Genomic DNA, 19,385 nt, shown 5'->3' with positions numbered 1-19,385 from the left:
GCCAATCGGTATCGCCTCAGGTCACCTCGGGTGATCTCCGGCCCCGGAGGGTAGGGGCGCGGCACAGCCCGGCGTACCGGTGCGTGGTGGCACCGGACGGGACCGACAGAGGGAAAGGTGGAGCGATGCGCTACCGGCTCACGTTCATCGCGGGACTGGCCACGGGGTACGTGCTCGGCGCACGAGCCGGCCGCGAGCGGTACGAGCAGCTCCGCAAGGCCGCCCAGCGGGTCGCGCAGAACCCGGCGGTCCGCAACAGTGCCGAGTCCGTCGCCCTGACCGGGCGCGACGCGGCGACCAAGGCGTTCGGAACGGTTTCCGCCAAGGTCGGGGACCGGCTGCCCGGTGCCGTCACCGACCGGGTCCGCTCCCTGCGGGAGCAGCGCGGCGCCGACGAGGACGACTGGGGAACCAGCAACACCTGAGCCGGACGGTTCGGAGGATGACCGGGGGAAGATCCCCGAGGAGCGGCTCAGGGGGATGACCTGAGGGAATGCCCGGGGAGCGGGTCGGGGGGATGCCGGAAGGGACCCGAGGCCGCCCCTCCCGGGCAAACCCTGACTCTCTCCTTATGCGTCTCATGAGGCATCATCTGGGGCCATGGGGATAGTCGCCGGATTGGACAGTTCGTCCGAGAGCACACGCATCGTCGTCTGCGATGCGGAAACGGGTGCCGTCATCAGACGGGGGTATGCCCCGCACCCCGTCGAGAAGGGGCCCGAGGTCGATCCGCAGGCGTGGCTGATGTCACTCGGCGAGGCGGCCGGCAACGGGCTGCTCGAAGGCGTACAGGCCATCGGCGTCTCGGCGCAGCAGCACGGGCTGCTGGCGCTGGACGCCGACGGCAACCTCGTACGACCGGCGCTGCTGGGCAACGACAAGCGGGCGCAGAGCGCGGCCGCGGACCTGGTCGACTCGCTGGGCGGGCGTGCCGCATGGGCGCAGGCCGTCGGGGCGGTGCCGCAGGCCGCGCACCTGGTGACCAAGCTGCGCTGGCTGGCGCGCACGGAGCCGGCGAACGCGGCCCGGATAGCGGAGGTCATGCAGCCGCACGACTGGCTGGCCTGGCAGCTGCTGGGGCGGCCCGCGCGACGCACCACGGACCGGGGCGGGGCCTCGGCGACCGGCTTCTGGTCGGCGGCGAGCGCGTCGTACCGGCCGGATCTCGTGGAGCTGGCGCTCGGGCACCAGGTACGGCTGCCGGAGGTGCTGGGCCCCTCCGGGACCGCCGGCTTCACCCCGGAAGGGCTGCTGATCTCCGCGGGCACGGGCGAGACGATGGCGGCGGCGTTCGGGCTCGGCGTCGGAGAGGGTGACGCCGTGGTGTCGCTGGGCGCCTCGGGGTCGGTGTTCGGGATCCACCATGAGGCGCTGGCCGACCCGAGCGGCACGATCACCTCGTTCGCCGACGCCACCGGACGGCATCTGCCGGTGGTGCACACCAGCAACGCGGTGCGGGTGCTGCGCGGCGCGGCGGAGATGCTGGGGACGGACCTGGAGGGCGTGTCCGATCTGGCGCTGAAGTCGTCGCCCGGTGCGTACGGCATGGTGCTGCTGCCCTATCTGGAGGGCGAGCGGACGCCTCATCTGCCGCACACCGCCGGGTCGTTGCACGGGATGCGGCGGGAGAGCATGAAGCCGGAGCATCTGGCGCGGGCGGCCGTGGAGGGCATGCTCTGCGGCCTCGCCGACGCGCTGGATGTGCTGCGCGGGCGGGGCGTGGCGGTGCGCCGGGTGTTCCTGCTGGGCGCGGCGGCGGAGCTGGGCGCGGTGCAGGCGGTCGCCCCGGGGCTGTTCGGGGTGCAGGTCGTGGTGCCGCAGCCGGCGGAGTACGCGGCGCTGGGCGCGGCGCGGCAGGCGGCCTGGGCGTGGGGGGTCGCGCACGGCACGCTCACGCCGGCCGCCGGAGCACCGGCCCATCCGGGCGGCGGGACGGCCTGGGTCGATCCACCGCAGTGGCCGGCCGCCGCGAGCCAGATCTTCGACCCGGGCGAGGAGCTGCCGGTCGGGCAGGCCGTGCGCCAGCAGTACGCGGCGGTGCGCGACGAGGCCCATCCGGGGGCGTTCCAGCGGGAGGCGTGACGGCGCACCTTAGGGGCGGGGCGAACGGATCCCGTAGGGGATGCGAGCGCCCCCTGCGGGGCCACAACGGGGTGGCGTCGGGTGGTATTCCCGGTGGCCGGCTCTAGTCGAGATAGCCGCGGAGCTGGTCGGCGAAGGCGTGGTCGCGGAGTTTGTTGAGGGTCTTGGACTCGATCTGCCGTATCCGTTCGCGGGTGACCCCGAAGATCCGGCCGATCTCCTCCAGCGTGCGGGGGCGGCCGTCGGCCAGGCCGTAGCGGAGCTGGACGACCTTGCGTTCGCGTTCTCCGAGGGTGGACAGGACCGCGTCGAGGTGCTCGCGCAGCAGCAGGAACGCGGCGGACTCGACGGGTGAGGCGGCGTCGCCGTCCTCGATGAGGTCGCCGAGGGCGACGTCCTCCTCCTCGCCGACGGGAGCGTGCAGCGAGACCGGCTCCTGCGCCAGGCGCAGCACCTCGCTGACGCGTTCCTCGGTCAGGTCGAGGTGGGCGGCGACCTCCTCGGGCGTCGGTTCGTAGCCGCGCTCCTGGAGCATCCGGCGCTGGACGCGCACCACGCGGTTGATCAGCTCGACGACATGGACCGGGACGCGGATGGTCCTGGCCTGGTCGGCGAGGGCGCGTGACATCGCCTGGCGGATCCACCACGTGGCGTAGGTGGAGAACTTGTAGCCGCGGGCGTAGTCGAACTTCTCGACGGCGCGGATCAGTCCGAGGTTTCCCTCTTGGACGAGGTCGAGCATGGTCAGTCCGCGGCCGACGTAGCGCTTGGCGACGGAGACCACCAGGCGGAGGTTGGCCTCGATCAGGCGGCGTTTGGCCATCCGGCCCAGGACCACCAACTTGTCGAGATCGTAGGCGAGTTGGGATGACAGGTCGGGGGTGCTGGTGAGCTTCTCCTCGGCGAAGAGGCCGGCCTCCACCCGGCGGGCGAGTTCGACCTCCTCGGCTGCGGTGAGCAGCGGTATCCGGCCGATCTCGCGGAGGTACTGGCGGAAGAGGTCGGATGACGGGCCGCTGCCGGCGTCGGGGCGGGGCGAGGGTGCCGGCTCCCGTTCCAGCGCCGGTCCCGGCTCCCGTTCCCGTTCCGGTTCTTGTTCCGCTTCCGGTTCCGGTTCCGTTCCCGGTTCAGGGGCGGTCTCCCCGAGGTACATCTCGGCAGCGGGAGGCTCGGCCTGCTGCGGCACGGTGACCGGTTCCAGGGCCGGCTCCCTCTGCGGCTCGGCGGCCGGGGCCGCGGCCGGCTCCGTGGCCGGCTCCGCGGCGGTCGGCGCATCGGCGAGGGTCTGGGTCTGCACGGGGGCGACCTCCAGGGTGATCGCAGCTGAGGCGGCAGAAAGGTCGGGCACGGTAGCGGCCGAGCCGCCTCCCGTCCCGTACGTCAAGAGCGGTTCCGCGGGGGATTCCGGTGGCGTACGACCGGACCCGCCGCGCTCCGAGGACTCAGGCACCGCTTCTCAGTGTGGAGTACGACACACTCCCGCCACGAGGGGCGTGCGACCACTTTTTGAGTCCGATCCGTGACCGGACGGCTACTGCGGGGTGTTGCCGCAGGGGTCGGGAGCGGGTCGGGTCGGGCCGGAAAGCGTACGGCGGCGCCGCGTGCGGAGACCTACAGCGCCGCGTAGCCGCGTTCGCGGAGGGACTGGCCGTACTGCTGGAGGACCCACAGTTCGTTCTGTACGGCGGCCAGGTGCTCGGGGTCGGCGCGGGGGCCGAGGCGCTGGAGGGTGCCGCGGATCTCCGTGACGCGCTGGTTGACGGCGGCCAGGCGGACGGCGACCAACTGGACGCCGGCGTAGGCCTCGTCGGGCTCGCGGCGGGTGTGCAGCGGTTCGACGGCGAGCTCGGTGATCATGGCGCGGACGGTGTCGTCGGGGGCGACCTCGCGCACCCGGGGGACGTACCCGCTGTCGGCGGCGCCGGCGGTCGCCCCGCCGGCGTCCTCGATGCACTGGCGGACCACGGCGTACGGCGGCGCGGTGAACTCGTCGGCCCCGTAGGCGTCGAAGGCCGGGGAGACCAGGTCGGGGCGCTGCAGGGCGAGCTTGAGCAGCTCCCGCTCGACGCGGTGGGCGGGGCTGCGGAGGTTGAGCGCCGGGCCGCGCGGGCCGGGTGCGGGGCCGGGCTGCTCGGGCCCGGGGGCCGGGCCGCGGCGCTGCTGGCGGCCCTGGTCGGGGCCGGCGCCGTCGCGACCGCGCTCGCGGGCCCAGCGGGCGAGCTGGCCGACCCGGCGGACGACGAACTGGGTGTCGAGGATGCCGAGCATGCCGGCGAGCTGGACGGCGGATTCGTGCTGGATGGAGCTGTTCTTGATGTGGGCGACGATCGGCGCGGCCTCGTCGAGGGCGGCGGCGCGGCCGACCGTGGTGTCGAGGTTGTGGCGCGAGACGACATGGCGCAGGGCGAACTCGAAGAGCGGGGTGCGGGACTCGACGAGGTCGGCGACGGCCTGGTCGCCCTTGGCGAGCCGCAGGTCGCAGGGGTCCATACCGCCGGGGGTGATGGCGATGGAGGTCTCCGCGGCGAACTTCTGGTCGTCTTCGAAGGCGCGCAGGGCGGCCTTCTGACCTGCGGCGTCGCCGTCGAAGGTGAAGACGACCTCGGAGCCGGAGTTGTCCATGAGCAGCCGGCGGAGGATCTTGATGTGGCCCTCGCCGAAGGACGTGCCGCAGGTGGCGATGGCGGTGGTGACGCCGGCCAGATGGCAGGCCATGACGTCGGTGTAGCCCTCGACGACCACCGCGCGGTTGGTCCTGGCGATCTCCTTCTTGGCGAGGTCGATGCCGTAGAGGACCTGGGACTTGCGGTAGAGGGGGGTCTCGGGGGTGTTGAGGTACTTGGGGCCGTTGTCGTCGTCGCGGAGCTTGCGGGCGCCGAACCCGACGACCTCGCCGGCGATGTCGCGGATCGGCCACATCAGGCGGCCGCGGAAGCGGTCGATGGGGCCGCGGCGGCCCTCCTGGGAGAGGCCGGAGAGGACGAGTTCCTGGTCGCTGAAGCGGCGGCCGCGCAGGAAGCGGGTGAGGTGGTCCCAGCCGGCCGGGCTGTAGCCGACGCCGAAGTGCTGGGCGGCGGCCTGGTCGAAGCCGCGCTCGGCGAGGAACTTCCGGGCGATCTCGGCCTCGGGGCCGTCCAGCTGCTCGACGTAGAACTGCGCGGCGGCCTTGTGGGCCTCCACCAGGCGGGTGCGCTCTCCCTGCTGGCGGCCGGGGGTGTAGCCGCCCTCCTCGTAGCGCAGGGTGATGCCGGCCTGGGAGGCGAGGCGCTCGATGGTCTCGGCGAAGGAGAGGTGGTCGATCTTCATGATGAAGTCGACGGTGTCGCCGCCCTCCTGGCAGCCGAAGCAGTGGTAGAGGCCCTTGGCGGGGCTGACGTGGAAGGACGGGGACTTCTCGTCGTGGAAGGGGCACAGCCCCTTGAGGTTGCCGCCGCCGGCGTTGCGGAGCTGGAGGTACTCGGACACGACGGCGTCGATCGGGACCGCGTCCCGTACCGCCTTCACATCGTCATCGTTGATCCTGCCTGCCACGCGTGAATTCTACGGCCGGGGTCGGACAGTCCCGGCCGCAGGCCGCCGCCGGGCGACCCCGGCGGCGCGGCGGCGCGGCGGCGGCCCGGCGGCGGCGCGTCCTCGGCCCCGCTCACCCCAACAGCTCCACGAAGCGTTCCAGGCCGATGTTGCCGCCAGAGACGATCACGCCGATGCGTGGGGGAAGGGGGGCGACGCGGCCGGCCAGCAGGGCGGCCAGGCCGCTGGCGCCGCTGGGCTCGGTGACGATCTTGAGGCGTTCGAAGGCGAACTTCATGGCACCGCGGATCTCGTCGTCGCCGACCAGCACGACCGAGTCCACGAGCCGGAGGTTGACGGCGAAGGTCAGGGCGCCGGGGCTCTCGACGGCCTGGCCGTCGGCGATGGTGCGCGGGACGGGGATGGTGACGGGGTGGCCGGCGGCCAGGGAGCGGCGGGTGTCGTCGCCGGCCTCCGGCTCGACGCCGATCATGCGGATGCCGGGCGCCAGAGCCGTGGCGGCGAGGGCCGAGCCGGCCATCAGCCCGCCGCCGCCGACCGGGACCAGCAGCGCGTCGAGCGGGCCGGTCTCCTCGATCAGCTCCAGCGCCGCGGTGCCCTGGCCGGCGATGACGTGCGGATGGTCGTACGGCGGGATGAGGGCCAGACCGCGCTCCTCGGCGAGCCGGCGGCCGAGGGCGGCGCGGTCACCCGTGTAGCGGTCGTAGCGGACGATCTCGGCGCCGTATCCGGCGGTGGCCTCGGCCTTGGACCGCGGGGCGTCCTCGGGCATCACGATGACGGCGTGGCTGCCGAGTTCCCGGGCGGCGAGCGCGACGGCCTGGGCGTGGTTGCCGGAGGAGTAGGCGACGACGCCGCGGGCCAGCTGCTCGGGTGCCAGCCGGGAGACGGCGTTGTAGGCGCCGCGGAACTTGAAGGCGCCGACGCGCTGGAAGTTCTCGCACTTGAGGTGGACCTCGGCGCCGACCAGGGCGTCGAGGGTGCGCGAGCGCAGCACCGGTGTGCGGTGTGCCACGCCCGCCAGCCGCCGGGCGGCGTCTCGGACGTCGTCGAAGGTGACGAGGTCCGAGGCGGCGCTTCCAGCGCGGCCGGCGTGGTCGGCGTGGTCGGCGTGGTCGGCGTGGTCGGCGGGATCCGTGTGACCGGCGGGACCAGTGGGGCTCTGCGTCATGGCCGCACGCTACGGGAGCAGCGACTCCAGCGGAACCTCCGGATCGGCCAGCGCGCCGGCCTCCAACGGGGCGCCGGAGCGGATCAGTTGCTGGACGGTCTCGGCGACGTCCCAGACGTTGACGTTCATCCCGGCGAGCAGCCGGCCGTCCGCGCCGAGCCAGAAGGCGATGAACTCCCGTTTGGCGACGTCGCCGCGGCAGACCACCTGGGTGTACGAGCCGGGCGGGGCGTAGCCGGAGTACTCCATGCCGAGGTCGTACTGGTCGGAGAAGAAGTACGGGATGCGGTCGAAGCTGGTGTCCTGGCCGAGCATGGCGCGGGCGGCGGCCGGGCCGCCGTTGAGGGCGTTGGCCCAGTGCTCGACGCGCAGGCGGGTGTCCAGCAGGGGGTGGTCGGCGGCGGCCACGTCGCCGGCGGCGTAGATGTACGGGTCGGAGGTGCGCAGCGCGGAGTCCACCGCGATGCCGCCGCCGGCGCCGCGGTCGACCAGGTCCAGACCGGCCTGTTCGGCGAGGGCGGTGCGCGGGGCGGCGCCGATCGCGGCGAGCACGTCGTGGGCGGGGTGCTCCTCGCCGTCGTCGGTGCGCACCGCGAGCACCATGCCGTCCTGGCCGACGATCTCGGTGAGGCGGGCGCCGAAGTGGAAGCGGACGCCGTGTTCGCGGTGCAGTTCGGTGAACATGCCGCCGAGTTCGGGGCCGAGGACGCCGTGCAGCGGGGTCGGGGCGGTCTCGATGACGGTGACCTCGGCGCCGTAGGTGCGCGCGGCGGCGGCGACCTCCAGGCCGATCCAGCCGGCGCCGGCGATGACGAGGTGTCCGTTCTCCCGGCCGAGGGAGGCCAGGACGCCGCGCAGCCGTTCGGCGTGCGCGAGGCGGCGCAGATGGTGCACGCCGGCCAGGCCGGTGCCGGGGATGTCCAGGCGGCGCGGCTCGGCGCCGGTGGCCAGCAGCAGCTTGTCGTAGGCGATCAGGGTGCCGTCCCCGAGGCGTACGGTCTTGGCCGCGGGGTCCAGGTGGACGGCGGGCTGGCCAAGGTGGAGCTCGATGTGCGCCTTGGCGTACCAGGCGGGCTCATGGACGAAGACGCTGTCGCGCTCGTCCTTGCCGAGCAGGTACCCCTTGGACAGCGGAGGCCGCTCGTAGGGGTGGTCGCGCTCGTCGCAGATGAGGATCACCCGGCCGGTGAAGCCTTCCGAGCGGAGCGTCTCCGCGGCCTTCGCTCCGGCCAGGCCACCCCCGACGATGACGAACGTCTGGTGTGCGTCGACCACTTGCTTCCTCCTCGTTGCGGTGCCGTACGTCCGCGTCCGCGTCCGTAAACGCCCCCGATGTACCCCCGGTCTGCTTCCCCCGTAGTTGCCGGTTGCTTCCCCCGTAGATGTGTGTGGTGTGGTCGGGGTTCCCGTTCGGTCCTGTCGGGGTTCCCCGTTCGAAAACGATCGACTTCGAGAACGGTCGGCTTCGAGCGTCCCGCACGGAGCGTGAGGGGGGAAGAGGGGCTTCCCCCCTAGGGTCACCCCCGGTTGTCCCCTACGTAACCAGGGCGTCGGGTGAGACGGGCGTGCAGCGAGCGGGCCGAGGTGTCCGTCAGGGACGCGATCTGGTCGACGACGGCGCGCATACGGGCGGTGTCGTCGGGGGCCGCGTCGAAGAGCGAACGGAACTGCGGATCAAGGCCGTCCGGGGCGCGGGCGAGCAACGCCTCGGCGAGTTCGGCGATCACGACGCGCTGGTCGGCCCGGAGCGCCTCCTGGTCGGGGCGCTGCATGACGTACCGGTCGGCGACCGCTTTCAAAACGGCGCATTCCAGCCGCGTTTCGGCCGGAACCACCAGCTCGGCCCCGTACCTGGTCAGCCGCCCGCTCCCCCACTGCGCCCGGGTCGCGCCCTCGGCCGCCAGGCAGAAGCGGCCGATCAGCTGACTGGTGGCGTCCTTGAGGCGGGCCTGGGCGAGCGCCGAGCCGTCGTAGCCGTGCGGCCACCACTCCTGCTCCAGGAGGCGGTCCAGTGCCGCGGCCAGCTCCTCGGGTCCGGCGCCGGGCGCATAGCGCTCACCGGCGACCGCGAAGATCTCGGCGCGCTCGGCGTCGGCGAGCAGGACGTTGGGGTCGAGGTGCCCGGCGTGCAGCCCGTCCTCCACGTCGTGCACCGAGTACGCCACATCGTCGGACCAGTCCATGACCTGCGCCTCGAAGCTCTGCGCCCCGTCGGGCGCGCCCTGCCGGAGCCACTCGAACACCGGCAGGTCGTCCGCGTAGACCCCGAACTTCACCGAGGCGGGGTCGGTGGGGTGCCCGCCGCGCGGCCAGGGGTACTTGGTGGCGGCGTCGAGGGCGGCGCGGGAGAGGTTCAGTCCGACGCTGAGCGCCCCGCCGCCCGGGGCGGGCACGAACCGCTTGGGCTCCAAACGGGCCAGCAGCCGCAGCGACTGGGCGTTGCCCTCGAAGCCGCCGCAGGGCGCGGCGACTTCGTTGAGGATCTGCTCACCGTTGTGCCCGAAGGGCGGGTGGCCGAGATCGTGCGCCAGACAGGCGGTCTCGACCAGATCCGCATCGCAGCCCAGGGCGGCGCCGAGTTCCCGGCCGACCTGGGCGCACTCCAGGGAGTGGGTCAGCCGGGTGCGCGGAGTGGCGTCCCAGGCGTGGGTGTGCGCGCCCGGGGTGACGACCTGGGTCTTGCCGGCGAGCCTGCGCAGCGCGGCGGAGTGGAGAACCCGGGCGCGGTCGCGCTGGAAGGCGGTGCGGCCCGGCCGTTTGTCGGGTTCGGGGACCCAGCGCTCGGTGTCGGCCGCGGTGTAGCCGGGGATGGTCGGTCGTGCGCCCGGTGGTGTCCCGGGTGGTGTGCCCGTCATACAGCGACGGTAGCCGCCCTGGGGCTCTCGGAGCCGGATCCGGTACGCGCGAGGAGCGCCTGGTCGTAGCGGTGCAGCACCAGACGGGCCAATGCGGGGTGGTCGGCCAGGGGCTCGGCGGCGACGCCCGGGGCGGCCGCCGCGCACTGGGTGGCGAAGCGGCCGGGCGCGGTGAAGCAGCCGGCGACGGCGATCCGGTCGTGGCCGCGGGCGGTCAGCTCCCGGACGGCCTCGGCAACGGTGGGGGCGGCGGCGGACGCGTAGGCGGGCAGGACGGGGAGGCCGCCGAGCCGCTCGGAGAGCAGCCGCGCGATGTGCTCGGTGTCCTGGGTGGAACGCGCCGCCCGGGAGCCGGCGGCGGCCAGGACCACGGCCGTGCTCCCCCGGCCGGCGGCGAATCCGGCCTCCAGCAGGCGTCCGTGCAGCGCCTCGGCGAGCAGCGGGTGCGGGCCCAGGGGCTCGGCGATCCGGCCCGTCAGATGAGGGGCGGCCGCCAGCGCGGCGGGCAGATCGTGGGTGACGTGGTAGCCATGGCCGAAAAGCAGCGGTACGAGGACGGCCTCGCCGTGCAGCTCCGCGAGCGTGTCGGCGAGCAGCGGCCGGTCGAGCTCGATGTTGCCGAGCCGCACGGGCAGGCCGGGGCGGAGCGCGCGGACCCGGTCGAGCAGGGCGTGGACGGCGGGCAGCGCACGGGGGTCGCGGCTGCCGTGGGCCACGGCGACGAGGGTCGGCGCGGCCGCCCCCGGGTGGCGGCGGCCGCGCAGCCGGACGCGGCACAGCCGGGTGCTGAGCTGGGCGGTGATCTCGGCGGCGAGATCGCCCGCGCCGAGCGGCCCGGCGGCAGTGGGAGACCGGTGGGAGGACGAATGCGGTATCGGCGCCGTCATGGCCCGAGCGTGGCACCCGGTCGTTGCGGTGCCGTTTCCCCGCGGGTAACTCCGTGTTCCGTAGGGCTGCCGCCGGGGCCGCCCCGAGTGTGCGTGCGGCGGCTGTGTGCCACCTGTGACCTGCGCCGTTTCGGTGTGCGCCGGCCCGTTACGCGCCCGTCGCGTGCGCGTCGACCTCCGCCAGATACCGCTCGCGCGTCGCCTCGTCGAGGAAGGACGCCCGGAAGGAGTTGCGGGCGAGGGTGCGCAGGGTCTCCGCGTCGAAGCCGAGGGCGTCGCGTACGGCGGTGAAGTTGTCGTCCGCGTAGCCGCCGAAGTAGGCCGGGTCATCGGAGTTGACGGTCACCAGCAGCCCGGCGTCCAGCATCGCAGGCAGCGGGTGGTCGGCGAGGTCGTCGATGACCCGCAGCCGCACGTTCGACAGCGGGCAGACCGTCAGCGGCACCTGCTCCGCCGCCAGACGGGCCACCAGCCGCTCGTCCTCCATGCAGCGCACGCCGTGGTCGATCCGGTCCACCCCGAGGACGTCCAGGGCCTCCCACACATACGCGGCGGGCCCCTCCTCCCCCGCGTGCGCCACACACCGGAGCCCGGCCTCGCGGGCCAGCGCGAAGACCTCCTTGAACTTGGCCGGCGGGTGCCCGACCTCGGCCGAGTCCAGGCCGACGGCGGTGATCCGGTGCAGGTACGGGCGGGCCGCCTCGAAGGTGGCCAGGGCCGATTCGGCGCTCTCGTCGCGCAGGAAGCACATGATCAGGCGGGTGCTGATGCCGTAGGTCTCCTGGGCGCGGTCCAGCGCGCGGGCCAGCCCGTCGATCACCGTGCCGACCGGGACGCCGCGGGAGGTGTGCGCCTGCGGGTCGAAGAAGATCTCGGCGTGGCGTACGCCCTGTTCCTTGGCGCGGGCGAGGTAGGCGTCCGCGAGGTCGGCGAAGTCGTCCTCGGTGCGCAGTACGGCCATCAGCGCGTAGTAGAGGTTCAGGAAGGACTGCAGGTCGGCGAAGGAGTAGGCGCGGCGCAGCTCGTCCTCGGTGGCGTACGGCAGGGTGACGCCGTTGCGCTCGGCGAGCGCGAAGGCCAGCTCGGGTTCCAGCGTGCCCTCGATGTGCAGATGCAGCTCCGCCTTGGGCCACGGACCGGGAGCGGTCGCGGCGGCGGGAGCGGACGGGGGGAGGGACGGGGAGGAAGCCACGCGGTCACACCTGTTCTGCGGTACGGAAAGCGGCCCGGTACGCGCGGGCCGTCGGCCCCGGAGGAACCGTCGGCCCGGAGCGACTGCCGGTCCGGGAGGAGTTGTTCGTCCAGGCTATCCGCGGTGCGGCCGGGGGCGTCGGGGCGGCACCCACCCCCGGTGGCGTCGGGGCGGCACCGTCCCCCGGCCACGGGGATTGCGCCGCGGCTACGGGGAATGCGCGCGGCTACCGGGAGTGCGCCGCCGTGCCGCGCAGCCAGTCACCGCCGTCGATGGGGGTGCCGGTGGCGCGCAGCCGGGCGGCGAGCGGCTCGGCGGCCAGGTAGACCCAGGCCCGTACGGTCCTGCCGTCCGGGCACTCGGCTTCGGTGACCACCCGCTCGTAGAGGTTGTGCGGGTCACCGGGGGCGTAGTCCTCCAGCCGGTCCAGCGTCGCGCACACCTCGTCGTAGTCGGCGTCGCGGGGCAGTACGAGAGCGCCGTACACCACCGCGTCCGGGGGCCCGGTGACGGCGTAGGGGTATCCGGGGCCGTCGTAGAGCAGCGCGCCACCGATCCGGGCCGGCTCCTCGCGCGCGGTGCGGCCGCGCAGGGTGCGGGCGTGATTGGCCTGGCCGGGACGCAGCGTTCCGTAGACGAAGAACGGCAGCCGCTCGGGCTCGGTGGTCATGGTGGCGCGTTCCTCTCCGGGCTCGGTGCTTCTCGTGCCACGATGCCAGGCCCCTGGCGACCCTCACCGGCCGGACCCGTGGCGACCCTCACCGGCCGGACCCGTGGCGTCCCTCACCGGTCGGGCCCCCGGTGCAACCATCATCGGCCGGTGGGCGTCGCAGCCTGCAGGATCGATCACGACCGGACGTGATCGGATGCGATCGGGGACGGGGGCGGCGGATGCGCGCGCTGATGCGGCGGATACGGGGCGGGGTGTGCCGTGTGCGGCTGCCGCGGACCCGGCGCGGATGGCGCCGCGCGTACCAGGTGTCGGTGGCCGCGACGGTGCTCGCCCTGGCGCCCGCGACGTGGATGAACGCCACCGGAGGTCCCCGGGTGCGCACCGTCGCCGACACGCCCGCCGCGCCGGTCGCCATCGTCTTCGGCGCGGGCCTGTGGAACGGCGAGCCGTCCCCGTACCTCGCCCACCGGCTGGACGCGGCGGCCGAGCTCTACGACCGTGGCACGGTCCGCGCGGTCCTGGTCACCGGCGACAACAGCCGGCACGACTACGACGAGCCGGACGCGATGCGCGCCTACCTGCTGCGCCACGGCGTCCCGGCCCGGAAGATCGTCAGCGACTACGCGGGCTTCGACACCTGGGACTCCTGCAGCCGCGCCCACCGGATCTTCGGTGTCGACCGGGCGGTACTGGTCAGCCAGGGCTTCCACATCCGACGTGCGCTGTCGCTGTGCGAGGCGGCCGGTATCGACTCGTACGGGGTCGGGGTGGCCGCCAAGCGCGATGTGACCTGGGCGTACGGCGGTGTCCGGGAGATCTTCGCGGCCGGGAAGGCCGCGGCGGACGCGCTGCTGCGACCCGATCCGCACTTCCTCGGGCCGCGCGAGACGGGGGTGGCGGAGGCGCTGCGGGCCGGGGCCGATCCGAAGGACGGGCCCGGCACCGCCGGGCAACGGGGATAGCAGCGTCGTCCGGGCAGGCGGGGTGTCCGTACAGACGCGTCGCCCGAACAGGTGCGTCGCCCGGATCAGGTCGGCGGATCACGTGGGCCACGTGGATCACTTGGATCACGTGGGCCACGTGGATCACTTGGATCACGTGGGCCACGTGGATCAGGTGGATCAGGTGGATCAGCTAGATCACTCGACATGTACGGCGATGGTCCGTGCGCACGCCATTGACTCGGCCTGCGCGGTGTCCACCTCCAGGTCGTAGACCACGCCCTGGTGGACCACATCCGCCTGGGACGCGGCCATCCCGATGGTCCGATCGCCTCGTGCGACCTCACGCCCTGCGGCGACCGCACCGTCGCACCGCACGCCGACCCAGAGCACCCGCAGTCCGCCCAGGGCCTTCTGCCACCGCTGCTGTGAGCCCGCCCCGCCGAGGAAGACCTCGTCGACGATGACCCGGGCTCCCGCACGGGCCATCGCGGCGACCCCCTCGATCCACGCCGCTTCCAGCGTCCGGAACTCCGGCCCGACGACCACCTCGCCGTCCGGAGCGAACTCGATGCCGGCGTCCGAGGCCTGCATGGACGCCGGCATCGCCTCGACCAGCGTGTCCGTCCCGAGGGCCAGCCACGGATCCGGCAGGACCGCCTGCAGACACCGGACGATCCCGGACTTCCCCGAGCTGGAACCACCGTTGAGCACGATCACCTGAGTCGTCACCGTGCCACGGTAGAGGCTTCGGGGCCCGTGGACTACGAGGAGCCGTCGATCACGCCTGTGACGCGCGGGTGTAGAGGGCCAGGATCTTGCCGCCGAAGTACGGGCTGTAGGAGATCCGGTCGTGGTCGGGGCCCTTGGGGCCGCCGCCGTTGAGGCCGCCGATCAGGCCGATGATCCGGCCGGTCCCGGTCTCCTCGTCGAGGTCGGTGAGCCAGGGGCCGCCCGAGGTTCCCGCGGCGAAGCCGCCGCACTCCACGCGGAGTTGACGGGTGCCGGCGAGCCGGGCGCTGCGGGTGTCGCAGCGTACGGCGCGGTCCTCCGGGTCGTTGCGGACCTTGGGGTAGCCGATGACGGTGACGTCGTTGGTGTAACCGGGCGTCGCCGTCAGGATGTTGCCGCCGGTGACCTCCTCCAGGGAGCGGCCGTCCTCGGCCGGGGCGACGGTGGCGAAGGCGAAGTCGAGGTCGGCCTTGTCGCCGGTGGTGCCGCGTTCGGGGTAGGCGAAGGACTTGTTGATCGCCCAGACGCCGTACGGCTGGGTCTGCGCGCCCGAACGGTACTGCGGGACGAAGGCGGCGCGGGCGCCCGGGTTGCAGTGCCCGGCGGTGAGGATCAGGTTGCGGTGCCGGCTGTGCACCACGCTGGCGGTGCAGTGGTGTGCGCGGGCGTCCTTGTCGACGGAGAACAGCACGCCCACGGACGGGATGCCGTCGAAGTGCCGGGCGGTGGCCGGGGATTGGGCCGCCGCGGCGTCGCTGGGCCGGTCCGGGCTGCCGGACGCGGGCGGGGTGGTGGGCGACGGGGTGGTGGGCGACGGCTCGGTGGGTGACTGGTCCGGCGTGTCCTTGCCGGGCGGGGCGGCGGGCGGCTGGCTCGGTGTGTCCCCTCCGGCCGGGGTGGTGGGCGACTGGCCCGGCGTCTCCGCTCCGGGCGGGGCGGCGGGCGGCTGGCTCGGCGCGTCCCCGCCGTCCGGAGTCGTCGGCGGCTGACTCGGCGTGCCCTCTTCCGGCGGGGCGGCGGGCGACGACTGGTCCGGGGTGTCGCCGTCGGCCGGGGGCGCCTCGTCGGCGGGGGCCGCGTCGTCGGCCGGGGCCGCGGCGGCCATCCGCTCGGGCGTCCAGTAGGCGGCGGCGTCCCGGCTGCCCAAGACGGGACCGGGGTGCGGCCGGCTGCTGTCCGAGGCCCCCGGGACTCCGTCGGAGGCGTGGCCGACCGGGGCGGTGACCAGACACATGGCCATGCCGAGCGCGGCGGTCGCCGCCCTGGTCCAGCGCCGCCGGGTGCGCCGCGCGGACCCCCCTCGTTCCGTGTCGGCCGGCGCCCCCTCGTTGCCGCCCGGGGCCACCCGGCCGCCACCCGGCGCCATGCCGAGGTCGCGCGGCGCCATACCGTCGTCACCCGCCGCCATCTCGCCGTGCCCCGGCGCCATTTGGTGGTGATCCGGAGCCACGTCGCCGTTACCTGCCGCCCTGTAGTTGTTGCCCGGAGTCATACCGTTCTCCCGTGCCACGTCAGCTCGTCTCCTTCGCGACCCACGACAGGTAGTCGGCGCCGCCGCGGGTGATCGGGGTGGCGATGATCTCGGGGGTGTCGTAGTCGTGCGCCTGGAGGAGATAGCGCTCCAGTTCCGCGTAGCGCGCTTGCGCCGTCTTGAAGAGGACCTGCCACTCCCGGCTGGTCTCGACCGCGCCGTCCCAGCGGAACACCGAGGTCACCGGCGCACTGATCTGCGCACAGGCGGCGAGCCTGGCCGCGATCGCCCCGCGCGCCAGCCGCTCGGCCTTCTCCTCGCTGTCGGTGGTCGTCATGACGGTCAGGAATCCTGTGCCCTGCCCGGCCGGTCCGGGCGGTCCGGACGGTTCGCTCAGGGCTGTGGGGTCGGCCACGGTGGCGCATCCTTCGCAGTGGGGGGACATTCGCGGTGGGGGCGGGGGACGCCGGGACGTGCCACGAGGACCGTCCCGGGCCGCATCGTACGGACCACGATGATCATCGCGTAAGTGACGGGCCGCCCTGCACCGGTATGCACCCGGACGCCCGGGGCCGATTCCCCGGTTGCGTCCACCCGCGCAACGGCAACGATGGAGAGGGAGCCCGCCGAGCCCGCCGCCACGGATGCGAAAGGGCAGCATCATGGACGACCTCGCCACACTCACCCGTTACCAACTCGACGACGCCCGCGCCTCCGCCCACGGGCGCAGCGCCCACCTGTTCCTGCACGACGGGCCCTTGCGGCAGACCGTGATCGCTCTGATCGCGGGCGTCGCGCTGGACGAGCACAACGCACCGCCGGCAGCGAGCCTGCAGGTGCTGCACGGGCGCGTCCGGCTGACCGGGCCCGGCGGCGGCCAGGTGCTGAAGGCGGGTCAAGTCGCCGCGATCCCGCACGAGCGGCACGGCCTGCAGGCCATCGAGGACTCGGCGGTACTGCTCACGGCCGTGACGGAGGTGCCGGCACGAGCCCACCGGGCGGTCCCGGCGGGGGCCGGAGCGGGGTCCCGGACGGGGGCGGCGCGGGGGTAGCCGCCTGATCACGCTCCAGCACTTCCGCCGTCGCTCCGTCACCCACCTCGTCCAGGCACAGCGAGCCGACTTTCGAGTATTCACATTTTTCTGAATGTTATGTAGTCTCTGTCGCATGACCAGTCCGAGTACCAGTCAGAGCCCCAGCCCGCGCCCCAAGGTCCAGCTGACCGGGGCACCGGAGACCCTCCTCGCCACGCTCTACGGCCGCGCCGCGGACAGCCGCTCGAAGCGGCCGATCCTCGGCGACACCATGGCCCTCGACACCGTCCGGCGGCTCGACTACGACTTCCGCAAGATGCGGCTGAACTCCGGCGACGCGGCCGCGGTCGCGCTGCGCGCCCGGCAGTTGGACGTCTGGACGTCCGACTTCCTCGCACGCCACGACGAGGCGACGGTGGTGCATCTGGGCTGCGGCCTCGACACCCGCGTGCACCGCATGAACCCCGGCCCGGGGGTGCGCTGGTTCGACATCGACTTCCCCCAGGTCATAGAGCTGCGCAAGCAGCTCTATCCCGAGCGCCCCGGATACACCATGATCCCGTCGTCGGTGACCGACCCGGCCTGGATGGCACGTATTCCGGCGGACCGGCCGACGATGATCGTGGCCGAGGGGCTGCTGATGTATCTGACCGAGGAGGACGGCACGGCGCTGCTGCGGCGGCTGATGGCCCACGCGCCGAGCGGTGAGCTGGCCTTCGACGCCTTCAGCCCGTTCGCCATCCGCGCGCAGTGGATCAACAGGACCGTCGTGAAGGCCGGCGCCCGCCTGCACTGGGGCACCGACGCCGCGGGGATCGCCGCGCTGAGCCCGCGGCTGGAGATCGTCGAGAACGTCAGCGCCCTGGAGGTCCCGGGCATCGAGAAGCTGCCGGCGGCCTACCGGTTCGGCGTCCGGGCCTGGGCGAAGCTGCCCAAGGTGCGGGACATGGCGCGGATGTACCACTGCAGGTTCTGAGGTCGGGGCCCGACCCGTACCGACCCCCTTGACCCGTACCGACCCCCTTGACCCGTACCGACCCCCTTGACCTCAAGTCAACTTCAGGTTCTACGGTGCCGCTCATACCAGTGACCGTTCAAGGGGGCACCCGACATGACGACCCATCACCTCTCCGACGCCGAGCTCGCCGCGCAGCCCGCCGCGTACTGGACCGGGGTGGCCTACGAGGCCCTCATCGCCTTCACCCGGGCCCGGCAGGTCGAACTCGGCTTCACCCAGCCCCAGTACTGGCTGCTGCGCAACCTGTCGAAGAACGACATCTCGCCCGACGGCCAGGGCATGACCCTCGCCGAACTCCGGCAGGCCATGAGTTCCTACCTTCGGCCCGAGGACGATCTGGCCGTCGAGTCGGAGCTCCTGCTGGAGCGCGGCTGGCTCACCCGCGACGCCGAGGAGCGGCTGTGGATCACCGAGGTGGGAGACCAGGCCCGAGCGGACCTCAAGCGGCAGACGCCGGCCATCCGCGACCGCATCCACCAGGGCATCAGCGACACCGACTACGTCACCGCCCTGAAGGTGCTCCGGCAGATGATCCAAAACACCGGGAACTCCCTGGTCTGACGAGCCGATCCCCACTTGGCGGCGACCGGAATGTGTGAGGGTGCTGTCATGAGCGACTCAACACCACTCACACTCAACGGATTTGCGCAGACCTTGGTCCGGCTGGGCATCGCGACCGAGGAGCAGGCAACGGCCGGCCTGGCGGAGGCAGCCGAGATCGGCATGGACCTCGACGAGGAATTCGAGGACACCGAAGAGCTGACCTTCCTCGTCGGCGAATGCGGCCTCGGCTTCCAGACGCCCGAAAAGGTGGATGGCGACCTGGAGGAGGGATATGCGGAGCTGCTGACGGAGGCGGCGGCGTGCTCGGGCGGTTCGGTGGTGGTCGATGACGTCGCGCTGGTGAGGGTCGAGCACGAGGACGGGGAGGCGGACGAGTACCTGCACTTCCGGCGCAACGGCCGGTCGATCTGGCACAGGACGGAGCACCTCTCCGACAGCACCCGCTACATGGACTGGAACACCGCCATGGAGGCCCTCGGCGACGTCGTGCCCGGAAACGACGATCCACGGGCCTTCTGGCAGCTGGACGAGGATTCCTATGACGCCTGGTGGCTGCTGCTGACACCCGAACAGGCCCAGGGCCTGGAGGAGTTCGGTCTGCCGATGGCGGTGGATCTGGGGAACCAGGTCCGTGACGGGATGCCCTCGGCGGAGCCCGAGACGCCGGAGTGGTACATGGAGGACGACCGTCTGCATGCGAGCGAGGAGTCCCGCCGGGGTCTCGACGCGTGGCTGGCCCCCATGGACGCCGCGCTGGACCGGTGGCGGAGCGCCCATCTGCCCGACGACTTCCCCTTCGATTACTCGCTGGACTCGCTCACGGCGCTGGAACGGCTCGTGCTGGACCGCTTCGACGGCCTCGCCGCGCTTGAGGCGGCGGGCCAGGACGAGTTCTTCGAGGGCGCGGTCAGGTACGTCGGTCAGACCGCACTGCGGCTCTGGCCGTGCCGCTGGACGTACCGGCACTCCGACGACGACTCCTCGCCCTTCACCAACGAGCCGCTGATCCGCTCCAACACCCCGGGCGGCTTCGGCGGCGGGTTCTCCCCCGACTTCGTCTTGCGGACCCTCGTGAAACGCCGCACGAACAGGGGCATGCGAGAGCGCATGGAAACGGTCGGGGAAGGGGTCGAGGACTACCGCAAGGCGCTGCGGGCCCGCACGCGCGGCCGGTAGGCCGTGTCCGCGAGGGCGGTGCGCGGCGCGCCGGGGCGGCCGGAACCCCCGCGGGCCG

General features: G+C 73.0%; 18 protein-coding genes. 7 read left to right on the top strand and 11 right to left on the bottom strand.

What is annotated here, in order from left to right; genetic code table 11:
• The first annotated feature begins 125 nt into the window (after positions 1-125).
• Both ACFWZH_RS08615 and ACFWZH_RS08610 read left to right on the top strand, forming a co-directional pair.
• Complete coding sequence (locus ACFWZH_RS08615; protein ID WP_384427104.1) at positions 126-425, top strand: YtxH domain-containing protein; 300 nt, start codon at positions 126-128, stop codon at positions 423-425.
• Between the two features lie 175 nt (positions 426-600).
• Positions 601-2,082, top strand: a complete 1,482-nt coding sequence (locus ACFWZH_RS08610) for an FGGY family carbohydrate kinase (protein WP_384427102.1) — start codon at positions 601-603, stop codon at positions 2,080-2,082.
• 103 nt (positions 2,083-2,185) lie between these two features.
• Here the strand turns inward: ACFWZH_RS08610 and ACFWZH_RS08605 are convergent, their stop codons facing one another.
• The 8 genes from ACFWZH_RS08605 to ACFWZH_RS08570 form a co-directional block, all read right to left on the bottom strand.
• On the bottom strand, positions 2,186-3,532 hold the full coding sequence (locus ACFWZH_RS08605) for an RNA polymerase sigma factor (protein ID WP_384427100.1): 1,347 nt from the start codon (positions 3,530-3,532) through the stop codon (positions 2,186-2,188).
• Positions 3,533-3,693: 161 nt separating this feature from the next.
• Positions 3,694-5,613: a DNA primase gene (gene dnaG, locus ACFWZH_RS08600; protein WP_384427098.1), complete on the bottom strand. Its 1,920-nt coding sequence runs from the start codon at positions 5,611-5,613 to the stop codon at positions 3,694-3,696.
• Positions 5,614-5,725: 112 nt separating this feature from the next.
• Positions 5,726-6,784: a threo-3-hydroxy-L-aspartate ammonia-lyase gene (locus ACFWZH_RS08595; RefSeq protein ID WP_384427096.1), complete on the bottom strand. Its 1,059-nt coding sequence runs from the start codon at positions 6,782-6,784 to the stop codon at positions 5,726-5,728.
• Positions 6,785-6,793: 9 nt separating this feature from the next.
• Complete coding sequence (locus tag ACFWZH_RS08590) at positions 6,794-8,059, bottom strand: NAD(P)/FAD-dependent oxidoreductase (protein WP_384427093.1); 1,266 nt, start codon at positions 8,057-8,059, stop codon at positions 6,794-6,796.
• Positions 8,060-8,301: 242 nt separating this feature from the next.
• Positions 8,302-9,639: a deoxyguanosinetriphosphate triphosphohydrolase gene (locus tag ACFWZH_RS08585; RefSeq protein WP_384427091.1), complete on the bottom strand. Its 1,338-nt coding sequence runs from the start codon at positions 9,637-9,639 to the stop codon at positions 8,302-8,304.
• Positions 9,636-10,526, bottom strand: a complete 891-nt coding sequence (locus tag ACFWZH_RS08580) for a sirohydrochlorin chelatase (RefSeq protein WP_384427089.1) — start codon at positions 10,524-10,526, stop codon at positions 9,636-9,638. The genes ACFWZH_RS08585 and ACFWZH_RS08580 overlap by 4 nt, the downstream gene beginning before the upstream one ends.
• Before the next feature lie 148 nt (positions 10,527-10,674).
• On the bottom strand, positions 10,675-11,718 hold the full coding sequence (locus ACFWZH_RS08575; RefSeq protein WP_384427087.1) for an adenosine deaminase: 1,044 nt from the start codon (positions 11,716-11,718) through the stop codon (positions 10,675-10,677).
• A gap of 226 nt (positions 11,719-11,944) precedes the next feature.
• The gene (locus tag ACFWZH_RS08570; protein WP_384427085.1) at positions 11,945-12,388 is read right to left on the bottom strand and encodes a gamma-glutamylcyclotransferase family protein; all 444 of its coding nucleotides are present in this window, start codon (positions 12,386-12,388) and stop codon (positions 11,945-11,947) included.
• Positions 12,389-12,609: 221 nt separating this feature from the next.
• On the opposite strand from ACFWZH_RS08570, the gene ACFWZH_RS08565 reads away from it, so the two are divergent.
• Positions 12,610-13,353 (top strand): vancomycin high temperature exclusion protein, encoded by a 744-nt coding sequence (locus ACFWZH_RS08565; RefSeq protein WP_384427083.1) that lies wholly within the window; start codon positions 12,610-12,612, stop codon positions 13,351-13,353.
• Positions 13,354-13,530: 177 nt separating this feature from the next.
• Here the strand turns inward: ACFWZH_RS08565 and cpt are convergent, their stop codons facing one another.
• Genes cpt through cutA form a run of 3 tightly spaced genes read right to left on the bottom strand, consistent with a single transcriptional unit; the run spans position 13,531 to position 15,950 of the window.
• On the bottom strand, positions 13,531-14,064 hold the full coding sequence (cpt, locus tag ACFWZH_RS08560; RefSeq protein ID WP_384427081.1) for a chloramphenicol phosphotransferase CPT: 534 nt from the start codon (positions 14,062-14,064) through the stop codon (positions 13,531-13,533).
• A 49-nt stretch (positions 14,065-14,113) separates the two neighbouring features.
• Entirely contained in the window at positions 14,114-15,574 is a 1,461-nt protein-coding gene (locus ACFWZH_RS08555; protein WP_384427079.1) for a trypsin-like serine peptidase, read from the bottom strand.
• A gap of 1 nt (position 15,575) precedes the next feature.
• Positions 15,576-15,950 (bottom strand): divalent-cation tolerance protein CutA, encoded by a 375-nt coding sequence (cutA, locus tag ACFWZH_RS08550; protein WP_384427077.1) that lies wholly within the window; start codon positions 15,948-15,950, stop codon positions 15,576-15,578.
• Between the two features lie 247 nt (positions 15,951-16,197).
• Here cutA and ACFWZH_RS08545 point away from each other — a divergent pair, with 247 nt between their 5' ends.
• The 4 genes from ACFWZH_RS08545 to ACFWZH_RS08530 all read left to right on the top strand — a co-directional run bounded on the left by ACFWZH_RS08545 (position 16,198) and on the right by ACFWZH_RS08530 (position 19,327).
• Positions 16,198-16,587 carry a cupin gene (locus tag ACFWZH_RS08545; RefSeq protein ID WP_384427075.1) on the top strand — a complete coding sequence of 130 codons (390 nt, stop codon included), beginning with the start codon at positions 16,198-16,200 and terminating at the stop codon, positions 16,585-16,587.
• Positions 16,588-16,702: 115 nt separating this feature from the next.
• The gene (locus ACFWZH_RS08540) at positions 16,703-17,545 is read left to right on the top strand and encodes a class I SAM-dependent methyltransferase (protein ID WP_384427073.1); all 843 of its coding nucleotides are present in this window, start codon (positions 16,703-16,705) and stop codon (positions 17,543-17,545) included.
• Between the two features lie 135 nt (positions 17,546-17,680).
• Positions 17,681-18,148, top strand: a complete 468-nt coding sequence (locus ACFWZH_RS08535) for a MarR family transcriptional regulator (RefSeq protein ID WP_384427071.1) — start codon at positions 17,681-17,683, stop codon at positions 18,146-18,148.
• A gap of 48 nt (positions 18,149-18,196) precedes the next feature.
• Positions 18,197-19,327 carry a hypothetical protein gene (locus tag ACFWZH_RS08530; RefSeq protein ID WP_384427069.1) on the top strand — a complete coding sequence of 377 codons (1,131 nt, stop codon included), beginning with the start codon at positions 18,197-18,199 and terminating at the stop codon, positions 19,325-19,327.
• The last annotated feature ends 58 nt before the right edge of the window (positions 19,328-19,385 follow it).

It is taken from the genome of Streptomyces sp. NPDC059008 (genome assembly GCF_042749045.1).
Taxonomy (GTDB): domain Bacteria; phylum Actinomycetota; class Actinomycetes; order Streptomycetales; family Streptomycetaceae; genus Streptomyces.
Note: the sequence above shows the minus strand (reverse complement) of the source record. Positions and strands in the feature narration are given on the sequence as shown.

Coding starts and splice junctions, on each gene's coding strand:
- ACFWZH_RS08615 (WP_384427104.1), top strand. CDS start 126: ATGCGCTACCGGCTCACGTTCATCGCGGGACTGGCCACGGGGTACGTG.
- ACFWZH_RS08610 (WP_384427102.1), top strand. CDS start 601: ATGGGGATAGTCGCCGGATTGGACAGTTCGTCCGAGAGCACACGCATC.
- ACFWZH_RS08595 (WP_384427096.1), bottom strand. CDS start 6,784: ATGACGCAGAGCCCCACTGGTCCCGCCGGTCACACGGATCCCGCCGAC.
- ACFWZH_RS08585 (WP_384427091.1), bottom strand. CDS start 9,639: ATGACGGGCACACCACCCGGGACACCACCGGGCGCACGACCGACCATC.
- ACFWZH_RS08580 (WP_384427089.1), bottom strand. CDS start 10,526: ATGACGGCGCCGATACCGCATTCGTCCTCCCACCGGTCTCCCACTGCC.
- ACFWZH_RS08570 (WP_384427085.1), bottom strand. CDS start 12,388: ATGACCACCGAGCCCGAGCGGCTGCCGTTCTTCGTCTACGGAACGCTG.
- ACFWZH_RS08565 (WP_384427083.1), top strand. CDS start 12,610: ATGCGCGCGCTGATGCGGCGGATACGGGGCGGGGTGTGCCGTGTGCGG.
- ACFWZH_RS08545 (WP_384427075.1), top strand. CDS start 16,198: ATGGACGACCTCGCCACACTCACCCGTTACCAACTCGACGACGCCCGC.
- ACFWZH_RS08540 (WP_384427073.1), top strand. CDS start 16,703: ATGACCAGTCCGAGTACCAGTCAGAGCCCCAGCCCGCGCCCCAAGGTC.
- ACFWZH_RS08535 (WP_384427071.1), top strand. CDS start 17,681: ATGACGACCCATCACCTCTCCGACGCCGAGCTCGCCGCGCAGCCCGCC.
- ACFWZH_RS08530 (WP_384427069.1), top strand. CDS start 18,197: ATGAGCGACTCAACACCACTCACACTCAACGGATTTGCGCAGACCTTG.